Origin of the sequence: Limnohabitans sp., assembly GCF_031539105.1 — a bacterium.
Lineage (GTDB): Bacteria > Pseudomonadota > Gammaproteobacteria > Burkholderiales > Burkholderiaceae_C > Limnohabitans.
In genome coordinates this window covers 1-24,086 of sequence record NZ_JAVKLM010000018.1, presented here as the reverse complement: position 1 = coordinate 24,086, position 24,086 = coordinate 1, and the positions used below count along the sequence as shown (strand labels likewise).

Here is a 24,086-nt window from a genome sequence, read left to right as displayed (position 1 = left end):
GCACCGCACTGTCGGTGCTTTTTTTATTGCAGTTAAAGTCAGACGTATGAGCGTTACCCAATCCACGTTAAAGCCCCCTGCATCCCTATCGGGAAGCGCAGCTGCAGCCAATGCAGCCGCGGCCAGCTTTGCTGCATTGACTGAAAAACTAAGCTATCTCAACCCCGAGGGCTTAGACATGGTGCGCCGCGCTTACCGCTATGCAGACGAGGCCCATTTGGGCCAGTTGCGCAGCAGCGGCGAACCCTACATCACCCACCCCATCGCCGTGGCCGCGCAATGCGCGGAATGGAAGCTCGATGCGCAGGCCCTGTCGGCGGCGCTTCTGCACGATGCGATGGAAGACTGCGGCATCACCAAAACCGATCTGATCGAGCGCTTCGGCATTCAAGTGGCGGACTTGGTCGATGGCTTGACAAAGCTTGACAAGCTGGAGTTCAACACCCGCGAAGAAAACCAAGCCGAATCATTCCGCAAAATGCTGCTGGCCATGGCGCGTGATGTGCGCGTCATCCTCATCAAGCTGGCCGACCGCAGCCACAACATGCGCACCATGGGCGACATGCCCCGCGCCAAGTGGGGGCGTATTTCCAGCGAAACGCTAGAGATTTATGCACCCATCGCCCACCGTTTAGGCCTGAACCAAACCTACCGCGAACTGCAAGAACTGGCCTTCCAACATCTGTGGCCGTGGCGTCATCAGGTGCTGAATAAAGCCATTCAGAAAGCCCGTCACCGCCGCCGCGATTTGATGCAAAAGGTGGAGCAAGAGGTGAGCGCATCTTTGGCCAAAGTCGGTTTGAAAGTGCGTATCTCAGGCCGCGAAAAAACGCTGTATTCGATTTACAAAAAAATGGATGAAAAACTCCTGAGCTTTGCGCAGGTGACGGACATCTATGGCTTTCGCCTCATCTTGCCCAATGTGATTGATTGCTACACCGCCATGGGCGTGCTTCACCAGATGTACAAGCCTGTGCCCGGCAAGTTCAAAGACCACATTGCCATTGCCAAACTCAACGGCTATCAATCACTGCACACCACCATCGTCGGCCCATCGGGTTTGAACGTGGAGTTTCAAATGCGCACCGAAGGCATGAACCTGGTGGCCGAAACTGGCGTCGCCGCGCACTGGCTCTACAAGGACAACGGCTCCAGCAACGAAGCCAACTTGGGCAACAAGTGGCTACAGTCATTGCTGGACATTCAAGACGAAACTCGGGACGCCACCGAGTTTTGGGACCACGTCAAAGTCGACCTCTTCCCTGATGCGGTGTACGTGTTCACCCCGAAAAGCAAAATCATGGCCATGCCTCGCGGCGCGACCATCGTCGACTTTGCCTATGCCGTGCACAGCGATGTAGGCGACCGCACCATGGCCGCCAAGGTCAACGGCACACAAGTGCCGCTGCGCACCGAGCTGCGAAATGGCGACATCATTGAGGTGATCACTTCAACCGTGGCCTCGCCCAACCCGGCATGGCTGGGGTTTGTGCGAACGGGTCGTGCGCGCTCAAAAATTCGCCACTTCCTCAAGACCATGGCGCATAGCGAATCCCAAGATTTGGGCGAGAAGCTGTTGGCTCAAGCCCTGCGTGCCGAAGGCATTGAACAAATGCCCGCCCGAGAAGGCGAGCATGCGGGCCTGTGGGACAAGCTGCTGCACTTCACAGGCAGCAAAACGCAAGCCGAATTACTGACTGACATTGGCCTAGGCAAACGCGTTGCCAGCATCGTGGCCAAACGCTTGGCCAGCCTATTGTCAGACACGGGCCTCAAACCCGATGCTCTGCTGCTGAGTCGTGAACGGTTTACGGCACACGAAAACTTGTCGCAAGGCAGCGTGACAGTCGATGGCAGCGAAAACGCCTCAGTCCAATACGCTTCGTGCTGCCGCCCCGTGCCCGGCGACGCCATCGTGGGTTATCTGGGCCGTGGCGAAGGCTTGGTAGTGCACACCGATCAATGCGGTGTGGCACAACGCTTGAAATACAAAGACAGCGAACGTTTCATTGCAGTGGAGTGGGCGGACGAACCCACCCGCGCATTTGAAGTGGCCGTGGTGGTGACGGTGAGTAACGGCAAAGGCGTGCTGGCACGCGTGGCCTCGGCCATCACCGGTGCAGAAGCTGACATTACCCACGTGTTGATGGCCGACGAGGTGACGGGTCAAGAAGCATTGGATTTGCGCTTTGTATTCACCGTGCGCGACAAAGCGCATTTGGACGCCGTATTGAGCAACCTTCGCCGCGTGCCCGCTGTGCTGCAAGCGCAGCGCGTGGTATCAGGTGTGGGACGAGAGGCCTAAGCCTCTTCAACAGCAGGTGCGGGGTATCGCACCTCTACCACTTCCACCTCTTGCACGCCCACGGGCGTGACCAGCTTCACGACATCGCCTTCGCGTGCTTTGAGCAAAGCACGTGCAATGGGCGACACCCAAGTCACCTCGGCTTTCAAACTGTCGGCCTCATCAATGCCTAGGATGGTGACTGTGCGCTCCACATCAGCCTCGTCCACATATGTGACGGTAGCACCGAAGAACACTTGGTCTTTGCCATGGTGGTTGCTGGGGTCGGTGATTTCGGCAATCTCCAGACGCTTGGTCAAGAAACGAATACGGCGATCAATCTCACGCAGGCGCTTTTTGCCATAGTGGTAATCGCCATTTTCTGAGCGGTCGCCATTGCTGGCTGCCCAATGCACGATTTCCACAATGCGCGGACGCTCGTTGTCGATCAGTTCAAACAGCTCTGCTCGAAGCGTGGCATAGCCTCGTGGCGTGATGTAGTTTTTGCTACCTGCAGGCAATGGCGGCAAAGTGAGGTCATCATCTTCGCCATCGGCCTCACGCGTGAAGGCTTTGCTCATTGCCGCCTACAACTCAGTGCCAGCCAATGACTTGGTAGCCGCGCTCAGCCAAGCATTGGTGCACAAACTGACGGTACAAGCTGCTGCCGCCCACTGACTGACCTGCCGCCGTGGCAGCAGCCCCACCCGCACCGATGGCGGCAGCACCTGCTGCAATGTTGCGCAAGTCAGGTTTATGACCGCTAAGCAATGAGCCCACCACACCCGCAGTGCCCACGCCTGCGGCCCCTGCGGCGGCGGCGCGGCCCGCGTCAATTTTGTTGACAGCGCCAACCTCTGACTGTTGAGCCATGCTCGCGCACATCTGTGCATCAGCTTGCGCTTGGGCTGGCCCAACTTGTTGGTAATGCATATTGGGATAGAAGGCGGGCTTGGCAACTGGCGTTGCGCAACCACTCACCAATAAAGCCGCAGCGATGGCAAGAGACAAAGAAGTCAAACGATTTTTCATAAAGAGAATTTTAGGGTGCGAAGACAATTGAACGCCACAAAAGAAAAAGGGTTTACATCCGAAGATGTAAACCCTTGTTCAATTTGGTGCGGCTGGCAGGAATCGAACCCACGACCCCTTGGTTCGTAGCCAAGTACTCTATCCAGCTGAGCTACAGCCGCTCTGGAAAACCGAAAGTATATCACAGTAATTTACTAGACCACCGTCATTTCCCTGCGAAAGATATCTTCCTGCTCGCGGCGGAAAGCCACAGCCTGTTTGCTTGCGTCATAGTCCACGTCATCCCAAGTGACGACTGCACCCTCAGCAATGTCTCGCTTGAGCACCATGTTGTGTGCCAGCCCAATGGGCAATGCTTTCATGCGCAGTGAATCAGCCGTTTGCATCAGCTTGCCATAAACGGTGAAGCCGCCCTCGCCATCCAGTTTCTCGCCCTGCTTGAGCAATCGCTTGGCTGTGGCGGCCACATCGCCGCACCACTCTCCTGTAGCACCCGTTGCTTCGTGGCGCACAGCAATGCTGGCAACAGAAATACCGAGCTCAAGACCAATCAGGTGATAGGGCTTGTACATGGCGGCATATTTGCCCGTTGAATCTGTTTTGAGTCCGTACTGCTGAAAACAGTCCATCACATATTTGCTAGGCGCCTCAAACACGGCATAGACACCCCAACGAAGATCGCGAAACACGGGGCGCCCATCGCGCTCAACAGATGACACCACTTCCACCGTTCCCTTTTGCATCAAGATGCCGCCCTCTGCTTGGGGGCGCAAAATATGCGGCAGATCATCGACGCCGCAAGGGGGGAAATACAAACCATCTTTCGGAGGGCTGAGTTCGCAAGCATTTGATACTGCGGCCATTTCAAGCGCTGACTTGGTGCCGTCTAAGAAACTGTTGAACATCTGGGCGTTGAAGTCTCCACCGGCAACTTGTTCAGCACTGAAACCATAGTGTCCCCAGACCGTGTCAGGCGTGCTTTGGTGATAAGTCGGCAGGTATTTGGTGCCTTTGCCAGCACACACCACATCCATACCAATCGTTCTTGCCCAGTCCACCATTTCGGCAATCAGTGCAGGCTGGTCCCCCGACGCCATCGAGTAAATAATGCCCGCCTCTTTGGCGCGACGCGCGAGTAGCGGCCCCGCCAACACATCAGCCTCCACATTGACCATGATGATGTGTTTGCGATGCTCGCAGCACAGCAGCGCATGTGCAATGCCAGCTGAAGGGCTACCCGTGGCATCGATCACGATGTCGACAAAGTCACTGGCAATGACCGAAGGCGCGTCATCGGTAATAAAAGTACTGCCATCTTTGGCGGCCTGCGCCAGCGATGTTGCAGCCAGTCGATGAGAATCCCAATCGACGCGAACCAGGGAACCACGGGCACGGTCGGGCGACAGATCAGCCACAGCCACCACATGAATGCCCGGCGTGCGCGGCGCCTGAGACAAATACATCGAACCGAATTTACCCACACCAATCACTGCCACGCGAACTGGGCGGCCTTCAGCAGCGCGTGCTTTGAGCTTTTTGAACATCGACATTTAGGTCTCCAATCAATCTTTTTTGTAACTCTTGAGCCACTCAGGCTGGGTAAGGCTGCTGGGCAAAAGACTCATGATCTTTTTGCAGCGCTGTTCATTTTGATCGTCACTTACCAATACCTTCAAGGCCATTTTTCGAATCTCGATTTCTTCTTTGAATTCGATTTTTAAATACTGTTTCAAATCTAAATCACTCTCGCCTTCAATCCAAGTCAAGGCCTCGATCTCGTCCCACAGCAAATGTCGTTCTCTGTTCACACCACCACCGAAAATTTGCGGAATGTGGCTCCAAGTCAAAAACAGACCATCCTTCGCGATCGTGATCGCGCAAACCTTGAGCATGTCACTGCTCAATGCTTTGGCCAGTGAAAATGATCCGACCAGCAGAACAACCAATGCCGCAAAGTCCGCGTCGCCTAAATGTTTGGAATTCCAATACGCGCTCGCGGGCTCCACCAACAGCAACGAAAAAGCACTGGGCAGACAACACAAACCGATCAGCAGATACCAAGCACGCGGGTATTTAGACACGTCGTGCGGTTGGTCTAGGGTGAGCTGAAGCGAATCGGCCTGTAAATTCATATCAGGCCTTCATGCGCGCTGGCACCTTGTCGTTGTCGGACAAATTCAGCATCAGTGACTCTCTTGCCAAATCGGTGTGTTTTTCAGACAACGCTGCCGCCAACTCTGCATTGCCATCGTGTATGGCTTGGACAATCGCAGCATGTTCATCCCAAATGCCACTGCGTCCAGATTGGTGCTGATGCACAGCCCCCATCACTCGGCGCAGATGAATCCAATGAAGCATGGCCGATTCAACAATGAAGGGGTTACCAGACGCCTCATAAATGGCCTTATGAAATGCGGTGTCCGCGTCAATCAAGGCGTTCACGTCATGGCCTGCAGAAGCTTTGCGCCCGTCCTCAATCAAGGACAGTGGAATTTTGGCTTGTCTTGTAGCGGCAAGGCGTGCAGCCAAACCATCCAAGGAGCCACGCACTTGATAGAGGTGTCCAAAACTGGTGGGATCTAGCTGCGTCACAACCAAGCCTCGGCCTGGCGCCTCTTCGAGCAAACCGTCCTTTTTCAACAAACGCAGGGCCTGCAAAACAGGCGAACGCGATACGTTTAGTTTCTCGGCCAAGTCTTCTTGCGTGATCCGTTCACCAGGTGCAAGTATTCCGGCGCTGATGGCGTCCAACAACGATTTGTAGACTTCATCCACATAGTCAGTACGGTTGGGAATCTTGGCCAAACTCATTGAAACTCCATTTTTCGAGTGCATGCAACTCAGGCAAACATATCCGGCTGAGTGGCAACGAGGTGCTCGTATATCGGCTGGAAATGCAACCACCCAATGTACTCAGAGCCTACGTGCTCACGGCTGTAGCGTGCACGATCAGGAGCCACAAGCACAGGCTTATGGCCAGAAGCCTCCACCAGCATTTGCTGACGGCAGCAACGCTCAAGCGCAATGAACCAAAATGCAGCGGCTTCGATGCTGTGTCGACTGGCCGTTAACAAGCCATGGTTTTGATGGATGGCAGCTTTCACGCCCTTGAACCAATCACACACCGCCAAGCCCGCCTTTTCTTCGACGGCCACTTGTCCCGCTTCATCTTTGATCACGATATGGTCTTCGAAGAACGCAGCGGCATCTTGTGAGATCGGCTCCAGCGGACGGCCCAACGCAGCAAATGCAGTGCCATACACAGTGTGCGCATGGCACATCGAAATAATGTCTGGATGGGCCTCGTGCACCGCCGCATGCAACACAAAACCAGCTCTGTTAATGGCGTGTCGACCTTCCACCACATGCCCCTTGTGGTCTGCCAAGATGAGGTTGGACACCTTCACTTGTGCGAAATGCACACACATGGGGTTGGTCCAATAGAGCTCTGGATGCTCAGGGTCACGAATCGTCAAGTGACCAGCAAAACCGTAATCAAAGCCCTCTAACGCAAATGCTCTGCAAGCAGCCACGAGGCGTTGCTTGCGGTGCAAGCGCTCCGCCTCAAAGTTATCAAACGTGGGCATTTCGGGATAAATGAGTCCACTTTGAGTTGGGTCGTAAATTGACTTTTTTTGCACATTCATCTGAGGTGTTTTGACTTTATCCAACATAGATATCTCCTGATAAAAATTACAAATCCAACGACAAGCTTTTACCCTTAGCCCGCGACACACAAACGGTGAGGCAATGCGACCGCTCGTCGTCGTTCAGTATGTAGTCACGGTGGTCAACGTCACCGTCGACGTAGCTGACTTTGCATGCACCACACAAGCCCGACAAACACGAGGTGGGGACTCGTCGCCCTGTCAACTCAATGGCACGCACGATGGTTTGATCCGGTCCCACTTGCACGGTGACGCCGCTCTTGACCAAGAACACCTCAAAAGCGCCATCCGGCAGGTCGCGCGGGGCTGACTCGGGGGCTTTGAAATGCTCGCAATGCACCGCCTCTTGTGGCCAATGGGCACTGGCCTCAGCGCAAGCCGACATGAAACCCGCGGGACCGCAATAGTAAACATGCGTGCCTGAGGCGTGGTCTTTCAGCAAAGCTTGAATGTCTAGGCCTTTGCTGGGCTCGCCCTCATCGAAGTGGAAGTGCAAGTGCCCCGCAGGGACGATGGCTTCTAAATCTTTGGCAAATGCCACATGACTGGCACTGCGGGCACAGTAGTGGAGCTCGAAAGAAGCGCCGGATGCAGCCAAGCTATGCGCCATCGCCTTGAGCGGCGTGATGCCAATACCGCCAGCCAACAGCACCGTGTGTTTGGCTTGATCTGCCAGCGCAAAGGCGTTGCGCACTGGCCCCACGTCCAACACATCACCCACACGGACCTGGTCATGCATGGCGGATGAACCGCCTTGGCTCTTGGGTTCTCGCAGCACACCCAACAACCAGTTCGAGGTGTCATTTGGGTCGCCAGCCAGTGAGTAAGACCGCACCAGCCCACCTGGCAAATGCACATCCACATGCGCACCCGCTTCAACCGGCGCAAGCGCATGACCAAGTGGGTCTGCCAACTCGTAAGAGCAAACGCCTTTGGCTTGCCAACGAATGGCCTGCACCATGAGCTTTTGGGTCATCAACGCATCACTCATGCGTTGCGCTTGGCCAGCACGTCTTGTTGCAAAGCTTCCATTTTGGTTTGAACAAACTCTGCGCGCTCCTTACCTTGGAGCTTGTCTGCTTCAGTGATGATCGCCACCACCTGCTTGGCCAACAGGCGACGCAGCGTGACCTCTTCCTCGGTGGTGCGACCCACGGGCAATTCGAAAACGTTGCCAGAGCAATAGCTGTTGGGCTGGCCTGCGCAATCGCGCAACCATTGCGCGAATTGTTCAGGCCCCGCGTTGGGGTTGGAACCGCGCACTGCATCACGCAACAACTTGCGGAACATGTAAAGGCCCGCGTCAAACTTGGTGGGGTTTTCTAAGGCGTGCACAGCAATCGGCCGCTGGCTGATGATGGCCTCGTAGTCGCCGGGCGCATATTGGCAATCTTTGTAGTTAGCGCGTGTGCGGTGATCGGTGTGGATCGGCGGCATGTCTTTGAGTTCGTACTGACCAAAGCGCTCAGGCCGGCGCATCGACACTTGACCTTCTAAGAAGTCAATCGTCTCATAGCCCACCATGCCCTTGTCACCCACGCCACGCGTGTCAATGCCAGGACCCATCACGCGCCAACCCATCATCTTGCTGTTTTGATCGTCCACGGGCACGGTCCAACGAATCATGTGAAAGCGGCTGAAGAGCTTTTTCTTTTTGCCGTCTTCTGAGGTGTAGGCATGCAGGCTGAAGTTGGGCAACACTTGGTGCTGCACACGGATGAACATGTGACCATCATCCGCACGGCGCGCACCCGCCGCAGCCAAACCTCGACCTTGATGCACAGGCATGAAGTGCATATCGGGTGGCACCTCCATCGAGGCTGCGCCCACTTCGTCAAACGTGGTGCCTTGGTAGTGCTCACCGGTCACTTGGCGCTTGGCATGCAAAGCCATGGTGTGGTAGTTGTCAGCCGAGTTGTCTTGCACCTGCAACCAGTTGCAGTGCTGGAAGTTGCTGTAGGGCACCAACTCGTCGCCTTCGGCCACCGTGAAATTGGATTCCCATTCAGGAAAGGGCGGCTCTTGGTCTGGCGGCCCCATATAAGCAAACACCAAACCATGGCGCTCAAACGCTTTGTAGGCACCTTGACGGATGGAGCAACGGTAACGCTCGCCCTCTTCTTCTTCGCCTTGGGGAAAAGGCACCCTCAGGCAGGTGCCGTCAATGTCAAACACCATGCCGTGGTAGCAGCACGAGATGCCGTTGTGCTCAATCTTGCCGTACTCCAGCGAGGCACCGCGGTGCACACAGTGCGCGTGCAACAAGCCAATACGGCCGGCGCCGTCGCGAAATGCCACCAACTCCTCACCCAAAATTTTGAGGAATCGCGGCGTATCGGTGAGCTCCATCGACATGCACACAGGATGCCAAAAACGACGCATGTACTCACCCAGCGGCGTGCCAGGCCCGCATTCGGTGAGCTCGGGGTCATGGCCCGGCACACGGTTAGCGTAGTAGCCGCCGAAGGGAACGAGCTTTTTCTCTGATTCGTCTTGTACGGGAGAGGTTTTGTCGCGAGTATTCATTGATTTGCCTTTGAAAGCGAAAAAAGTGGCGCCCATAACCTGGACTCCGTATTCTGTATACAGAGAATAAAGGGGAATTTATGTCATTTAAATAGGGATAACCCTTTTTAGGAAACAAAAAAGCCACTCTAAAAGTGGCTTTGTAAATGGTAGGACGTCACGGACTTGAACCGTGGACCAAAGGATTATGAGTCCTCTGCTCTAACCAACTGAGCTAACGTCCCAACCGAACTTGGAATTGTAATTCCAGCGGCTTGGAGACATTCAAGTATTGAGGGGTGAAGCCGAAACATCTGTGTAGGACGCTAATTTCAGCGTCCAGCCTGTTTCTGAATCACACCCATGACCTTCGAGATTCTCAGCTCTCTCAAGAGCCACATCATTCGCTGGCCACGCCATTTGCTAATGGCTGGCAGCCTTTGCTTGCTCGTAGCGTGCGGCGGAGGGGGTGGCGGTGGAAGCAGTGCTTCGGGCGGTGTGACTGCCTTACCTTCAATCACATTGACACGCTCCGACGCAGGAGGTTCGGTTTACCCGGGCAATACCGCCATGTTGTTGCCACAGTTCAATTACGGCAACGGTGTATTGAATTGGATAGACAGCTCTAACGTCAGTCACAGCCAACCTGTCGTGGCTGGCACACCAATGTCGGTGAATCCGTCGCAAACCACCACCTACACCCTCTCGGTGACATACCAAGACCCCACCACGGTTCGAGCGTCTATGCTCACTGGCACTGCGGCTCTGGCGGTCACGGTTGTTTCACCGCCCAGCTTAGCCGCCAGTCTAAGTTTGTCGACTTCGCGAACAGGCACAGTCACCACGGGTACGGCTATTCAAATCACGCCCACATTCTCAGTACCTGCCGGACTGACTATGAACTCTAGTGTGATCTTGGTGAATGACGATGCCACGGCGGCCATTGCAGCGACCTCTGGTACGGCAGTGGTCCACACACCCACTATCGACACGACTTACAAGCTCAAAGTTTGTTACACAGACACGCGCGTCATTCCGTCTGCCTCTAATTGCGAAAGCGCCACCAGCGGCACCATTCTGGTGGTGTCTGGCCCTACCAAATTCTCGACCGGCAGCTTGTTAAACATTGCACGCAGCGACTTCACGACCACGTCCTTGCCAAACGGCATGATCATGGTCGCGGGCGGCATCAACGGTGCAGGGGCCGTTGAGCAAACCGTCGAGCTTTATGACCCCGTCACCAACAAATGGAGTCGCACAGGGGATATGAAAACAGCACGCCGCGGACATGCAGCGACGCTGTTGCGCGATGGACGTGTTCTGATCACAGGTGGGTATGACGGCACAGCAGCCACCACGGCACTCAACAAGGCTGAAACCTATGACCCAGCCACAGGCGTGTGGACCAACACGACAGGCACGCTGATACAAGCACGACGCTGGCATACCAGCACCTTACTGAAGAACGACAAAGTATTGATTGTGGGCGGCAGCGTGAGTGCTGGTGGCGTTAGCAGCACGGTTGTGGAACTGTTTGACCCAACAGCCGGCACATTTTCCTCTGCAGCATCGCTACGTCTTTCACGTCAAGGGCACACCGCAACATTGCTGCCAACAGGTCATGTGTTGGTAGTGGGCCGAAACAACAGCGATGGATCACTCTCGACAGTGGGTAGTTTTGTGAACGTGGTGTCTTCACGCTCAAGCGAGATATACACACCTGACTCAACGACTGGAGCATGGACAGATGGCCCTGTCCTAACGTATGGACGCTACTCTCATGCTGCGACACTTATAGGCAATTCAAACCAGTTGCTGGTGACAGGTGGCTACGATGCTGGCACAAATAAAGTTGAAATATTAGACTTCAGCGGTGCTTTGACAGCTGCTCAAATAGCAAGTACCAGTTGGAGCACAACAACCCCCAGCATGTCTACTGCGCGAGCACTGCACACCAGCATTTATCTTCCTGCAAGTGATAAGGTCTTAGTCATCGGGGGCTACAACAATTCAACCTCAACCACGCTGATGAGCACCGAGCTGTTTACCAATGGAACTACTCCCACATGGTCGACCTCGGGCAACAAAGAACTCACATTGGCCCGCGCCATGCACACCTCCACTTTGATGAGCAATGGCAATGTTTTGGTGCTGGGCACCTACTATGGAGTGACAGGCACAGTCTCTAACACCACAGAAATTTGGACACCTTAAGTCTCATCTTTTTCATAACTTCTATTTCACCGTTCACCACTACAAAGGGCTTCACATGAAAAAACTTCTCATTTCAATCGGACTGCTTATGACGGGTTCATTAGTTCTGGCACAACCACAAAAGCCGAGCTATGCCTATTACGAAGGCTTCAATTTGAGCTTGGGCGTTGCTCAAAACAACACCAAAGACTTGACTAATTCAACATCACGCAACACAAGCATTGGCCAAAGTAAATTGAATTACACGTTCGCCTTGGCTTACCCAATGAAACTTGGTGTGAGCGCTACATTTGATATGCGCAATTCTCAAATCAATAGCACCGAAAATCTTTCAACCAGCGTACCAACTGAATTGACGGTTGAACCTGGAGTTTTGTTACTTAGCAATTCTTTGCTCTACGGAAAATTGGGCACCTACAACACCCGTTTTGAATCTGGCGCAAATGCAAGTCGCAACCTGAACGGAACCAGCTTTGGACTTGGCATTAAGCATTACGTTTATGGTCAAAATTTCATTCAAGCCGAATGGACTCAACGCAACGCTGAAAACAACAACGCTGGCTCAACAGGCAAGTTCAAACAAAGCGCAGCAGCAGTTTTGGTCGGCTTCAATTTCTAAACCACTTCAGGTTTAAGTCGGCGAGGGATTTATCATCCCTCGCATGAAACTCTCCCCCAGAGCCCTCGGGCTCACTTGTGCCGTTTTGACGGTGCTCATTTGGTCATCGTTCATCGTGGTAGCCCGTGCGTCTGCGTCGCACAGCCTTCTGCCACTCGACATTAGTTTTCTGCGCATCATCGGCGCAAGCTGCGTATTGCTGCCTTGGGGCTGGTGGCTTGTGCGCTCAAAAAATAAGCTGGGTGAGCCAGTCGGCTCGCTGATGAGCTTATCCCCCCTGCCCTTGCGCATCACCGCTTTGGCCGGTTTCTTTGGCAGTGTGCTTTACGCCATGCTGGCTTATTCAGGCTTTTTCTTTGCACCTGCCGCACACGCCTCGGTGTTGATGCCAGGCAGCTTGCCGCTGTGGACATCGCTGTTGGCCATCGTTTTATTGCATGAACACATCACGCGTGCACGCGCCATAGGTTTGGCATGCATTGTGTTGGGCGACTTATTCGTGGGTGGCGCGAGCTTGCTCAAAGCATTTGACGGTGGCGAGGTTTGGAAGGGTGATGTGATGTTCATGTGCGCCGCATTTAGCTGGGCCTGCTACAGCGTGCTGGTGCGCCGCCACGCGCTTGACCCCGTGCGTGCCACCATCGCCATCACCGCATTTGCTTGCGTGAGCTTTGTGCCCCTGTATGCCTTGGCTGCTTATGCAGGCTGGATGCCCACGCACCTTGGCTCAGCGCCAGCCAGCGAAATGCTGTTTCAAGCTGTGTACCAAGGCGTGGGTTCAGTCGTTATTTCTGGCATCACCTTCAACGTGATGATTCGCCACTATGGCCCCGTGCGCTCCACCATGATCACCGCCTTGGTACCTGGTTTGTCGGCGTTGGGTGCCGTGGTGTTTTTGAATGAACCGATGAGCCACAACCTCTTGGCAGGTTTGGCGCTTGTGACTAGCGGTATTTTGTTTGGTGTGCGCCTGCCAAAACCTTGAAGCACCGCCTTACTCTTAGTCTCTAAGACTATTTGTGGCTGAGCGCGTTGCTCACCAACTTAGACGTGATGTCCACAATTTGAATCATGCGGTCATAGGCCATGCGTGTGGGGCCAATCACACCCAACGTGCCCACAACCAAGCCATCCACCTCATAAGGTGCACTGACCACTGACAGCTCTTCCATGGGCACAATTTTGCTTTCGCCACCGATGTAGATGCGCACACCTTCGGCCTGTGCTGAGCTGTCGAGCAAACGCACCAGCTGCGCTTTTTGCTCAAACAAGTCAAAGGCGCGGCGCAGGTTACCCATATCGCTGGAAAAATCACTGACCGACAACAAATTGCGCTCGCCGCTGATGACCACGTCGTCTTGCACTTGCGTCAGCGCTTCGGTACTCACCTGCACCGCCGCTTGCATGAGTGAGGCAATTTCACCGCGCAGCGACTCCACCTCGGCCAGCAGCTTTTCACGCACCTGCTCAATGGCCATGCCTGCGAAATGATGGTTCAAGTAGTTCGAGGCTTCCACCAGCTGAGATGCCGAGTAATCGGTCTCGGTAAACAGCACGCGGTTTTGAACGTCTCCTTCGGGCGAGACGATGATGACCAACAAACGGCGATCAGACAAGCGCAGAAACTCAATATGGCGAAACACCGAGCTGCGCTTGGGTGCAATGACCACGCCCACAAAGTGCGACAAGTCAGACAACAACAGCGCTGCATTCGCAATCACTTTTTGCGGCTGATCAGGTGCCAAGATGGGGGTTTGCATGTGGCTGCGCTCGGCGGTCAGCATGGTGTCTACAAACAAGCGGTAGCCCAGCGCGGTGGGGATACGGCCCGCCGAGGTGTGCGGGCTGGCAATCAAGCCCAGCTCTTCCAAGTCAGACATCACATTTCGGATGGTGGCGGGCGACAGCTCAATGCCGGTGGCGCGAGACAACGTGCGCGAGCCGACGGGTTGCCCGTCAGCGATATAGCGCTCTACCAGCGCTTTGAGCAATAACTTGGCGCGATCGTCTAGCATGGTCATCCTGTTGTCGGATTTTAGTGATGTAATTTGCCTATGAAATCTAAGTTTCGTCAGATTGCCTTGCTTGGGAAATACCACTTGAACTCGGGTTCAAGCGCTAACCCATCCTCCCGCAAAACCCTAGAGGAAATTGCGCAGTTTTTGCACACGCTGGGCTGTGAAGTCATCCTAGAGCATGACACAGCAGCTGGCTCCGGCCTCAGCGGCTACACCGTGATGGGCATTGAAGAAATTGGCACTTCGTGTGACTTGGCCATTGTGCTGGGTGGCGACGGCACCATGCTGGGCTATGCCCGCCAACTCGCATCGCACAAGGTGCCTTTGATTGGCATCAACCAAGGACGCTTGGGTTTCATCACAGACATTCCCTTAAACGAAGTGAAAAACACCCTCACAGCCATGCTGGCCGGGGAGTATGAAGAAGATCACCGCGCCTTGATGCGCGCCAAAGTCTGGCGCGACGGGCATTGTGTGTTCAATGCCTTGGCATTGAACGATGTGGTGGTCAACCGCGGTGCAACGTCAGGCATGCTGGAAGTGCGCGTGGCCATCGATGGCCGCTTTGTGGCGAATCAACGTGCTGACGGTTTGATCATTGCCACGCCCACAGGCTCCACGGCTTACTCGCTGTCTGTGGGTGGCCCCTTGTTGCACCCCTCTTTGCCGGCTTGGGTGCTGACCCCCATTGCGCCGCACACCCTTTCAAACCGTCCCATCGTGTTGGCGGATACAGGTGAGATCACGATTGACCTGGTGGCGGGGCGTGATGCCAGCGCCAACTTTGACATGCAGTCACTGGCTTCGTTGCTCATTGGTGACCGGATCACCGTCAAGCGCTCAAACTACCACGCCACCTTTTTGCACCCACGCGGCTGGAGCTATTACGACACCTTGCGTCAAAAGCTGCATTGGAACGAGGGCGTGGCATGAGTTTGCAGCACATCGTTTTGCGCGATTTTGTGATCGTGCGAGAACTGGACCTCGATTTGTCGAGCGGCTTTTCGGCGCTCACCGGCGAGACGGGTGCTGGCAAATCGATCTTGATAGACGCCCTCCAATTGGTGCTGGGCGCCCGAGCTGAAAGCAGCGTGGTGCGCGAAGGCGCGGCCCGTGCTGAAATTTGCGCCGAATTTGACACCACACCATACATATTGAAATGGTTGGACGAAGAAGGCTTTGCCGATATCGCCGCCGATGACCATCTGCTGCTCAGACGCACCATTGACGCCCAAGGCAAAAGCCGCGCGTGGATCAATGGCAGCCCCGCCACCGCCACCCAGCTGCGCGCCTTGGGCGACATGGTGTTAGACATTCACGGCCAACACGCTTGGCAAAGCCTGACCCGCCCCGAGGCGGTGCGCGGCTTGCTCGACGCCTATGCGGGCGTGACGCTGCAAGGTCTGACCCAAACATGGACGCAATGGCGTCAAGCCACCCAAGCCCTGCACGAAGCGCGCACCGCGCAAGCCACCCTGCAAGAAGAGCGAGAACGCTTGCTGTGGCAAGTTGCAGAAGTCGACAAGCTGAGTCCTGCCGAAGGCGAGTGGGACGAACTGAATAGCCAGCACACCCGCCTGTCCAACGCGCAAGCTTTGATGGATGCCGCGCAAGCCGCCATCCATGCGCTAGAAGACGACGACAACGGCGCGCTGCGCCTGCTCGCCAAAGCCCAAGACGCGCTACAAGACCAAACCGATGTCGAGCCCGAATTCACCGCGCTGGTGGATGTGCTGGCTTCTAGCCTCGCGCAAGCGGGCGATGTGGCGCACTCGCTCAATGCCTACCTTGGTCGCACAGAACTTGACCCTGCACGCCTACAAACGCTGGACGACCGCATGTCGCTGTGGATGTCTTTGGCACGTCGCTTCAAGCGCACGCCACAAGAGCTGCCAGCTTTGTACTTTGAGTGGAAAGCCCGTTTGACGCAACTCGATGCTGCGACTGACCTCAATGCGTTGGAAGCCACTGAAACCAAAGCTGCGGCGTTCTACCAAACCGAAGCCCGCAAAGTCTCTCAGGCTCGCACGCAAGCTGCGCCCATGCTGGCCAAAGCCATCACCCAAGCCATGCAAGGCTTAGGCATGCAAGGCGGACGCTTTGAGGTGCAGCTAGACAAAACCGAACAAGCCACGGCCAGCGGCCTAGAGAGCATTACCTTCTTGGTGGCGGGCCACCCCGGCAGCACACCGCGACCCGTGGGCAAGGTAGCGTCGGGCGGCGAGCTGTCGCGCATTGCCTTGGCCATTGCTGTGACCACCAGCGAGCTGGGCACGGCGCAAACCCTCATCTTTGACGAGGTCGACTCAGGCGTGGGCGGCGCTGTGGCCGAAACCGTGGGCCGCTTGATGAAGCAACTCGGCATTGACCGCCAAGTGCTCGCTGTGACGCACTTGCCGCAAGTCGCCGCGTGCGCCGACCACCACTTGGTGGTGTCTAAACACACCGATGAGCAAGGCACGTCGAGTCAAGTAAATGCACTGAGTGCCGATGCACGTGTGAACGAAATTGCGCGCATGCTGGGCGGCGAAAAGGTGTCAGACACCACCCTCGCCCACGCGCGCGAAATGCTCCAAAACTCTGCAAAGACTGGCACGAAATGAAACAAGAATTGGTGCTGATTACAGGCATGTCGGGCTCAGGCAAGTCCGTGGCCTTGAACGCGCTGGAAGACGCAGGCTACTACTGCGTGGACAACTTACCACCTGAATTGCTGCTGCCTTTTGTGCAATTGGAACAACAGCAAAGCATCAGCAAAGTGGCCATTGCGATGGATGTGCGCAGTGCCAGCTCCCTACCCTTGGTGCCTGCACAGTTGGCCCATTTGCGCACCATGGATGTGGATGTGCGGTTGCTATTTTTAGATGCCACCACCGAAATTTTGGTGCATCGTTTCTCAGAAACGCGCCGCCGCCACCCGTTGTCGCGCCAAGACGGACAAGACGTAATTCGCGACCAACAACGCGATTTGGTTGAAGCGATTGAGCTTGAACGCGAGCTGCTGTCTGAGTTGCGCGAAGAATCCCACATCATCGACACCAGCTTGTTGCGTAGCAGCAAGTTGCAGGGCTACATCAAGTCGCTCATCTCGGCGCCGGCCACCCAGCTGACCTTGATGTTTGAATCTTTCGCCTTCAAACGCGGCATTCCCGTGCACGCCGACTATGTGTTTGACGTACGCATGCTACCCAACCCGCACTACGAGCCCGCCTTGCGCCCACTGACCGGACGCGATGCGCCTGTGGCCGACTGGTTAGCCGAGCACGGTGCGGTAGAAAAAATGGCCAGTCAAATCACCGACTTCATGAACACCTGGCTGCCGGACCTCAACCAAGACCATCGCAGCTATGTGACAGTGGCCATTGGTTGCACAGGTGGCCAACACCGCTCGGTGTATTTGGTGGAGTTGCTCTCGAAGCGCTTTGCACAAGAGTGGGTCACGCTCAAGCGTCACCGCGAGCTAGACGTCGCACCTTAAGCCATTAACAATTTACGAATGGGCGCTGGCAATCCCAAAGTGGGCCAATCAGCTTGCGCCACCCACTGCCCTTCACCTATCGCAGCGCCTGGCTTCAAAGAAGTAGGCAATTTCAGCTCTACCGGATGCAAGTGCAAATCTTTGTGCGTCAGCACATGCTTGAACACACCGCCCTCTTGTAATTGAGAGTGGTACTTAGCAGGCAAAGCTGCCAGCATGGCATCAAAACTTTCAAACACAGGCAAGCAATACAAACCCGCCCACACACCGGTTTGAGGACGCTGCATCAGCCACACATCGCCGCTGCGCGTGATGGCGTGCAACAGCCACAGCTGCTCAGAAGTGCGTTTGAGTTTGCGTGTTTTCACCGGATAATTTTCGGGCTTCCCCTCGGTCTTTGCCACACAAGCATCCGCCACTGGGCATTGCGCGCATTGCGGTTTTTTGGGCGTGCACACGGTGGCACCCAAATCCATCACGCCTTGGGTGTAACGCGGCATGGCATTCGTCACATCTCGCTGGGGCAGCATGGTCTGGGCAATGGCCCAAAGTTCTTTCTCTACCTTCGATGACGCCAAATCTCCCTTGAACCCCAAATAGCGTGTGAGCACGCGCTTGACGTTGCCATCCAAAATCGCAATCGACTCGCCAAAGCACAGCGAGGCCACGGCAGCAGCGGTGGATCGGCCAATGCCAGGCAAGGTTTGCAAGGCAGCAGAGCTGTGCGGAAACACGCCTCTGTGCAAAGCCACCACATCTTGCGCTGCGCGGTGCATGTTGCGGGCTCGGCTGTAGTAGCCCAAACCACTCCACAGACCCAGCACTTCGTCTTGATGCGCAGCAGCCAAATCAGCCACGGTGGGGAAACGCGCCATGAAACGCGCAAAGTACTCGCGCACCGTGACCACTTGTGTTTGCTGCAACATGATTTCAGACAGCCACACGGCATAAGGGTCTTGCGTGTTTTGCCACGGCAGATCATGACGGCCGTGCTTTTTTTGCCAGGCCACGACGGTGTCGCCAAAGCTCTTTTTCGCTGTCATGGTTTTTGACATGTGGGGCAAAAGTAGGTCGAACGCTGACCTTGCTGAATGCGACGAATGGTCGTGCCACACATGCGGCAAGGCTCGCCCGCGCGGTCATACACGTGGGCTTCGAGTTGAAAGTAGCCGTTCTTGCCATCGGCAGCAGAAAAATCGCGCAAAGTGCTGCCTCCTTTTTTCACTGCACGGGTCAGCACATCAATCACGGCCAAGCGCAGCTTTTCAGCGCGGGGTCGGCTGATGTTCGCTGCACGCGTGGTGGGTCGAATGCCCGCCAAAAACAAGGCTTCAGAGGCATAAATATTGCCCACGCCCACCACCAGCTCGCCGCCCAGCAGAACTTGCTTGATGGCAGTTTTGCGTTTGCGCAAACCTTGGTGAAAAGCGTCCAGCGCGAAGCCACCGTTCAAAGGCTCCACGCCTAAATGACCCAGCAACTTAACCGCCTCGGCGCTTTGCTCGCTGGGCGCAAATACCACTGCACCAAAGCGGCGTGGGTCGTTGAGGCGCAACAGGCCCTGGGTGGTGTCTAAATCGAAATGGTCATGGGCTTGTGGGGCACTGCGGTCATTGCCAAACAACAAGCTGCCCGACATGCCCAAGTGCCACAACAACAAGCCATCGTCCAAATCGACCAGTAAATACTTGCCACGTCTACGCACGCCCAACACCTGACGGCCAATCAATGCATCTGGCTCGTAGCCCAACGCCCAGCGCAGGGGCTTGCCCAAACGCACCCCCGTCACGCGTGCGCCAGCAATGCGGTCGGCAAAGCTCAGACGGGTCACTTCAACTTCGGGTAATTCAGGCATGTATGGGCAAGGAAAATGAGTCAGCGATTATGATGCGAACATGAAATTCCCCTTGTCTGCTGCACGTCTTTGGGCCTTGCGCCTTGCGCTCATCACGGCCGCATCTTGCGCCCTACCCCCCTCGGCTAGCGCACAAGCCAGCGACACCGACAAGGTAGAAAACTCAAGCATGAGCGGCGAGTTGCTTTACGAGATTTTGCTGGGCGAGATGAATCTGCGCCAAGGCGAGCCTGCTGCTGGGTTTTCGCTCTTGCTCGATGCCGCCCGCAAATCCAACGATGTGGTGCTGTATGACCGCGCGGTAGAAATTGCTCTGCAAGCCCGCTCAGGTGACGGCGCGTTGATGGCCGCACGTGCATGGTCGCAAGCCTGGCCGCAAGACCGCAAAGCCAACAGCCAAGTGCTGCAAATTTTGCTGGCCCTCAACCAAGTGGCCGAGAGCTTGGAGCCACTCAAAAAAGAAATCGCCCTCGCGCCAGACATTGAACGCGACACTGCCATCAACCTCATTCCCCGCCACTACGCACGCGTGACCGATAAGAAACGGGCCACCACCGTGGTGCAGCAAGCGCTTGAACCTTACCTAACAAAGAACAACACCACCGGCGCTATTGCTTGGACCAGCTTAGGCCGCATGCGATTAGCCAGCGATGACATAGCCGGCGCACTTGAAGCCTCAAAGAAAGCCCAAGCTGCCGATAACAAGGCGCAAGGCCCAGTGTTACTGGCCATGGAGCTGATGGGCAAAAAAGTGTCAGCGGCTGAGGCCTTGGTGCAACAAGGCCTGCGCAAACAAGACAGCACAGAAATGGCCATGAGTTATGTGCGCGTGCTCATTGAACTAGAGCGCTACCCAGAAGCCACCGAACAACTGCAGGCCATCACACGCAAAGACCCCAAGCTGGCCGATGCATGGTTGGTGCTGGGCTCGCTGCAATTTGAGCAAGGCCAAGACAAAGAGGCCGAAGCCTCGCTGTCCCGATACGTTGTCCTAGCCAACGCAACGCCAACCGACACCAGCACACGTGGCCTAAACCAAGCACAAACACGTCGCGCAGCCCTGCTGGCTCGCCAAGGCAAGATGGGCCAAGCCCGTGAACTGATTCACCAAATTCCCGCCAGCAATGCCGAAGAGCAACGCAGCCGCGTGCTGGCCGAAGTGCAACTCTTGCGCGAGCACCGCCAATGGCAAGCCGCTTTTGATTTGCTGGCGGCAAACAACGGCGACAACACCGACCTGATTTACGAGCAAGCCATGTTGGCCGAAAAGCTTAACCAACTCGACGAGATGGAAAAGCTGTTGCGCAAAGTCATCGCGCAAAACCCTAGCTACTACAACGCATACAACGCCTTGGGTTTCTCGCTGGCAGACCGCAACATGCGTTTGCCAGAAGCCAAGCAACTCATCGTCAAAGCTTTGACGTTTGCACCCGACGACCCGTTCATCACCGACAGCTTGGGTTGGGTAGAGTTTCGTTTGGGCAACTTAGGCTCAGCGCTCAGCTATTTGCAAAAGGCCTACAAAGACCGCGCTGATGCAGAGATTGCCGCCCACCTAGGCGAAGTGCTGTGGAAGATGAAGCGCCCAGATGAAGCCATCAAAATTTGGCGTGAAGGCCTAGACACCGCCCCTAACAACGAGACCTTGCAAGAAACTTTGCAACGCCTCAAGCCTGCGCTGTAACCGATGCGCGTTTGGTGGCTTGCACTGCTGATGGGCGCCATACTGGCTGGCTGTGCCACGCCTAGCGGCACGGGTAAACCTTTGAGCGCTGCGCAACCAAACAGCCCAGAATGGCAAGGCCGCATCAGCGTAAACGTACAAGGCGACAACCCAACGTCGATGAGCGCTAGCTTTTTGCTGCGTGGCGACGCCAAACATGGCGAGCTTGATTTGTACTCCCCCCTGGGCACCACCCTTGGTGCTTTGCAATGGACGCCGCAGTGGGTGCAACTCAGCGACGGTGGCAAGCACCAACACTTCAAATCGCTGTCCGAGCTGACCGAAAAAGCTACGGGCGCAGCACTGCCCGTGGATGCGATCTTTGGCTGGCTGCAAGGTCGCGATGTGCAAGCCTCCGGCTGGCTAGCTGATTTGTCAGCCGTGTCTCAAGGCCTGCTCACAGCACGCCGCACAGCACCGGCCCCCGAAGTGACATTGCGCATCAAACTCGACCAGTAAACCATGCGTTCGCTACACAACGTCTTAGCCCCTGCCAAGCTCAACCTGTTTTTGCACATCACAGGCAGGCGCGACGATGGCTACCACTTGCTGCAATCGGTCTTCATGCTGATTGACTGGTGCGACACCTTGCACTTTGATTTGCGCGACGACGGCGTGATTGAGCGCGAAGACCTCACTATTGCCCTGCCTGCCGATGACTTGGTCATGCGAGCGGCGCAGTCGCTAAAACGCGCCAGCGGCACGCACCTAGGTGCGCACATGGCCATTGAAAAACACATCCCCGCACAAGCCGGCATGGGCGGCGGCTCCTCAGATGCCGCCACCACCTTGCTAGCCCTTAACCGCTTGTGGGGCCTGAACTGGCCGCTGTCTAAACTCATGCCTCTGGGCTTGGCTTTGGGCGCGGATGTGCCGTTTTTTCTGGGTGGCCACAACGCTTGGATCGAAGGCATTGGCGAAAAAATCACGCCTGTTGATTTGCCCGCGGCACGCTTTGCCGTGATCAAACCCAATGCGGGGTTGGAGACTGCGAAAATTTTTCGTTCTCCAGAGCTGCAACGCGCCACAGAAACTGCTACAATGCCGGTCTTCGCTGTTAATCATTACGGTTTTGGTCGTAACGATTTGCAGCCAGTCGCTCAGGCGCTGTGCCCAGAGATTACCGAAGCCCTTCAGTGGCTAGGCTCTTTAGGATTAAGCCCACGCATGACCGGTTCTGGCAGCGCAGTGTTTGCCAAGTTACCAGATGGTGTGCTGATTGACTCAGCCCCACACAACTGGCAAATGCGAACATGCAGCAATATGGCAGTTCATCCACAAGCGGGGTGGGCAGCCAGTGAAAGTTAACGGTGAACAGCTGCAAAGCTGTTGACCTGTGTAGGGGAGTCGCCAAGTTGGTTAAGGCACTGGATTTTGATTCCAGCATGCGAAGGTTCGAGTCCTTCTTCCCCTGCCAAATGTTTCAAAGCACAAAGTGCTTAATTTCAAAAGCACATCAGTGCTTGGTTTGCAAGTGACGACTCATGCGTCATTGGTCTTGAAGCGAAAGTCATACGTCATCATGTCGAACCACACCCCCGACTTCATGGTCTTTACCGGCAACGCCAATCCAACCTTGGCTGCCGAAATTGCAACCCACCTCGGCATCGAAGTTGGTGCAGCACATGTGGGCCGCTTCTCTGACGGCGAAGTCACCGTCGAAATCAACCAAAACGTGCGTGCCCGCGATGTGTTCGTGGTGCAAAGCACTTGCGCCCCCACCAACGAGAGCTTGATGGAACTGCTGATCATGGTGGACGCCTTAAAGCGCGCCTCAGCAGAACGCATCAGCGCGGTCATTCCTTACTTCGGCTACGCCCGTCAAGACCGTCGCCCACGTTCAAGCCGTGTGCCAATCTCCGCCAAGCTGGTGGCCGATTTGCTGCAAACCGCAGGCGTGGCTCGCGTGTTGACCATGGACTTGCACGCTGACCAAATTCAAGGCTTCTTCGACATTCCAGTCGACAACATTTACGCGTCTCCCGTGTTGTTGGGCGACTTGCGCACCAAGAACTACGAAGACCTGATCGTGGTATCCCCCGATGTGGGTGGCGTAGTGCGTGCACGCGCTTTGGCCAAGCAGCTTGGTTGCGATTTGGCCATCATCGACAAGCGCCGCCCCAAGGCCAACGTGTCTGAAGTGATGAACGTCATTGGCGACATCGAAGGCCGCAACTGCGTGATCATGGACGACATGATCGACACCGCAGGTACTTTGGTCAAAGCTGCTGAAGTTCTGAAAACTCGTGGTGCCAAGAAGGTTTACGCCTACTGCACACACCCCATCTTCTCCGGCCCTGCGATTGAACGCATTGCCAAAGGCGATGCCCTCGACGAAGTTGTGGTGACCAACACCATTCCTTTGAGCGAAGCCGGCCGCGCCTGCAAAAAGATTCGCCAACTCACCGTGGCTCCGTTGATCGCCGAGACGATTCAACGCATTGCCAGCGGCGAGTCGGTCATGAGTTTGTTCTCCGACCAAGACCAATTGTTCTAACAGAACAACGTCCAAGTCGTCGAACATCGACCCCGGGCTGCCTTTGTGCAGCCTATTTTTGAAACTGGAGCCACACTGGTCGCGGTGGGTTCTTACTGGAGTTAATTATGAAATTTGTCGCTTTTGAGCGCGCTAAGCAGGGAACGGGTGCGAGCCGCCGTCTGCGTATCACTGGCCGTACACCTGGCATCGT

General features: G+C 55.6%; 22 protein-coding genes, 3 tRNA genes and 1 pseudogene. 13 read left to right on the top strand and 13 right to left on the bottom strand.

From position 1 onward, the window contains the following. The first annotated feature begins 46 nt into the window (after positions 1-46). Complete coding sequence (locus RMR24_RS04660) at positions 47-2,305, top strand: bifunctional (p)ppGpp synthetase/guanosine-3',5'-bis(diphosphate) 3'-pyrophosphohydrolase (protein WP_310613921.1); 2,259 nt, start codon at positions 47-49, stop codon at positions 2,303-2,305. On the opposite strand, the gene greB is transcribed toward RMR24_RS04660, so the two are convergent. The 10 genes from greB to RMR24_RS04610 all read right to left on the bottom strand — a co-directional run bounded on the left by greB (position 2,302) and on the right by RMR24_RS04610 (position 9,734). Continuing rightward, positions 2,302-2,865 (bottom strand): transcription elongation factor GreB, encoded by a 564-nt coding sequence (greB, locus tag RMR24_RS04655; RefSeq protein WP_310613920.1) that lies wholly within the window; start codon positions 2,863-2,865, stop codon positions 2,302-2,304. The genes RMR24_RS04660 and greB overlap by 4 nt on opposite strands. 13 nt (positions 2,866-2,878) lie before the next feature. After that, complete coding sequence (locus RMR24_RS04650; protein WP_310613919.1) at positions 2,879-3,316, bottom strand: glycine zipper family protein; 438 nt, start codon at positions 3,314-3,316, stop codon at positions 2,879-2,881. Between the two features lie 84 nt (positions 3,317-3,400). Continuing rightward, positions 3,401-3,477: transfer RNA gene (locus RMR24_RS04645), tRNA-Arg, on the bottom strand. Between the two features lie 33 nt (positions 3,478-3,510). Beyond that, positions 3,511-4,866, bottom strand: a complete 1,356-nt coding sequence (locus RMR24_RS04640) for an SAF domain-containing protein (RefSeq protein ID WP_310613918.1) — start codon at positions 4,864-4,866, stop codon at positions 3,511-3,513. Positions 4,867-4,878: 12 nt separating this feature from the next. After that, entirely contained in the window at positions 4,879-5,448 is a 570-nt protein-coding gene (locus RMR24_RS04635; RefSeq protein WP_310613917.1) for a hypothetical protein, read from the bottom strand. 1 nt (position 5,449) lies between these two features. Next, entirely contained in the window at positions 5,450-6,127 is a 678-nt protein-coding gene (locus RMR24_RS04630; RefSeq protein ID WP_310613916.1) for a GntR family transcriptional regulator, read from the bottom strand. 29 nt (positions 6,128-6,156) lie between these two features. Beyond that, positions 6,157-6,990: a class II aldolase/adducin family protein gene (locus RMR24_RS04625; protein WP_310613915.1), complete on the bottom strand. Its 834-nt coding sequence runs from the start codon at positions 6,988-6,990 to the stop codon at positions 6,157-6,159. A gap of 19 nt (positions 6,991-7,009) precedes the next feature. After that, the gene (locus RMR24_RS04620) at positions 7,010-7,975 is read right to left on the bottom strand and encodes a PDR/VanB family oxidoreductase (RefSeq protein ID WP_310613914.1); all 966 of its coding nucleotides are present in this window, start codon (positions 7,973-7,975) and stop codon (positions 7,010-7,012) included. Next, on the bottom strand, positions 7,972-9,510 hold the full coding sequence (locus RMR24_RS04615) for a Rieske 2Fe-2S domain-containing protein (RefSeq protein ID WP_310613913.1): 1,539 nt from the start codon (positions 9,508-9,510) through the stop codon (positions 7,972-7,974). Before RMR24_RS04615 ends, RMR24_RS04620 begins: the two co-directional genes overlap by 4 nt. 147 nt (positions 9,511-9,657) lie before the next feature. Continuing rightward, positions 9,658-9,734, bottom strand: a tRNA-Ile gene (locus RMR24_RS04610). A gap of 118 nt (positions 9,735-9,852) precedes the next feature. Here RMR24_RS04610 and RMR24_RS04605 point away from each other — a divergent pair. Genes RMR24_RS04605 through RMR24_RS04595 form a run of 3 tightly spaced genes read left to right on the top strand, consistent with a single transcriptional unit; the run spans position 9,853 to position 13,307 of the window. Next, positions 9,853-11,703 (top strand): kelch repeat-containing protein, encoded by a 1,851-nt coding sequence (locus RMR24_RS04605; protein ID WP_310613912.1) that lies wholly within the window; start codon positions 9,853-9,855, stop codon positions 11,701-11,703. Between the two features lie 55 nt (positions 11,704-11,758). Next, positions 11,759-12,322, top strand: a complete 564-nt coding sequence (locus RMR24_RS04600; RefSeq protein WP_310613911.1) for a hypothetical protein — start codon at positions 11,759-11,761, stop codon at positions 12,320-12,322. A 43-nt stretch (positions 12,323-12,365) separates the two neighbouring features. Continuing rightward, positions 12,366-13,307 (top strand): DMT family transporter, encoded by a 942-nt coding sequence (locus RMR24_RS04595; RefSeq protein ID WP_310613910.1) that lies wholly within the window; start codon positions 12,366-12,368, stop codon positions 13,305-13,307. Between the two features lie 28 nt (positions 13,308-13,335). Here RMR24_RS04595 and hrcA read toward each other — a convergent pair whose 3' ends face one another. Then, on the bottom strand, positions 13,336-14,337 hold the full coding sequence (gene hrcA, locus RMR24_RS04590) for a heat-inducible transcriptional repressor HrcA (RefSeq protein WP_310613909.1): 1,002 nt from the start codon (positions 14,335-14,337) through the stop codon (positions 13,336-13,338). Between the two features lie 39 nt (positions 14,338-14,376). Here hrcA and RMR24_RS04585 point away from each other — a divergent pair, with 39 nt between their 5' ends. The 3 genes from RMR24_RS04585 to rapZ are packed head-to-tail and all read left to right on the top strand — an operon-like array spanning position 14,377 to position 17,818. After that, positions 14,377-15,273, top strand: a complete 897-nt coding sequence (locus RMR24_RS04585; RefSeq protein ID WP_310613908.1) for an NAD kinase — start codon at positions 14,377-14,379, stop codon at positions 15,271-15,273. Next, entirely contained in the window at positions 15,270-16,943 is a 1,674-nt protein-coding gene (gene recN / locus RMR24_RS04580) for a DNA repair protein RecN (RefSeq protein ID WP_310613907.1), read from the top strand. Before RMR24_RS04585 ends, recN begins: the two co-directional genes overlap by 4 nt. Continuing rightward, positions 16,940-17,818: an RNase adapter RapZ gene (gene rapZ, locus RMR24_RS04575; protein ID WP_310613906.1), complete on the top strand. Its 879-nt coding sequence runs from the start codon at positions 16,940-16,942 to the stop codon at positions 17,816-17,818. Before recN ends, rapZ begins: the two co-directional genes overlap by 4 nt. Here the strand turns inward: rapZ and mutY are convergent. Together mutY and mutM are read right to left on the bottom strand one after the other, a co-directional pair. Then, the gene (gene mutY / locus RMR24_RS04570; protein ID WP_310613905.1) at positions 17,815-18,861 is read right to left on the bottom strand and encodes an A/G-specific adenine glycosylase; all 1,047 of its coding nucleotides are present in this window, start codon (positions 18,859-18,861) and stop codon (positions 17,815-17,817) included. The two genes, rapZ and mutY, sit on opposite strands and share 4 nt — an antisense overlap. Next, positions 18,858-19,673, bottom strand: coding sequence for a bifunctional DNA-formamidopyrimidine glycosylase/DNA-(apurinic or apyrimidinic site) lyase (gene mutM, locus RMR24_RS04565; RefSeq protein ID WP_310613904.1), 816 nt, complete (start codon positions 19,671-19,673; stop codon positions 18,858-18,860). Before mutM ends, mutY begins: the two co-directional genes overlap by 4 nt. Positions 19,674-19,713: 40 nt before the next feature. Here mutM and RMR24_RS04560 point away from each other — a divergent pair, with 40 nt between their 5' ends. From RMR24_RS04560 to RMR24_RS04535, 6 genes and pseudogenes are all read left to right on the top strand, one after another. Continuing rightward, on the top strand, positions 19,714-21,357 hold the full coding sequence (locus tag RMR24_RS04560; protein ID WP_310613903.1) for a tetratricopeptide repeat protein: 1,644 nt from the start codon (positions 19,714-19,716) through the stop codon (positions 21,355-21,357). A 30-nt stretch (positions 21,358-21,387) separates the two neighbouring features. Then, positions 21,388-21,855 (top strand): lipoprotein insertase outer membrane protein LolB, encoded by a 468-nt coding sequence (locus tag RMR24_RS04555; RefSeq protein WP_310613902.1) that lies wholly within the window; start codon positions 21,388-21,390, stop codon positions 21,853-21,855. A 3-nt stretch (positions 21,856-21,858) separates the two neighbouring features. Next, complete coding sequence (gene ispE / locus RMR24_RS04550) at positions 21,859-22,704, top strand: 4-(cytidine 5'-diphospho)-2-C-methyl-D-erythritol kinase (protein WP_310613901.1); 846 nt, start codon at positions 21,859-21,861, stop codon at positions 22,702-22,704. A gap of 32 nt (positions 22,705-22,736) precedes the next feature. After that, positions 22,737-22,813, top strand: a tRNA-Gln gene (locus RMR24_RS04545). A 102-nt stretch (positions 22,814-22,915) separates the two neighbouring features. Further along, positions 22,916-23,893, top strand: coding sequence for a ribose-phosphate pyrophosphokinase (locus RMR24_RS04540; RefSeq protein WP_104801821.1), 978 nt, complete (start codon positions 22,916-22,918; stop codon positions 23,891-23,893). 107 nt (positions 23,894-24,000) lie between these two features. Beyond that, positions 24,001-24,086, top strand: a pseudogene (locus RMR24_RS04535) (50S ribosomal protein L25); the annotation flags it as partial.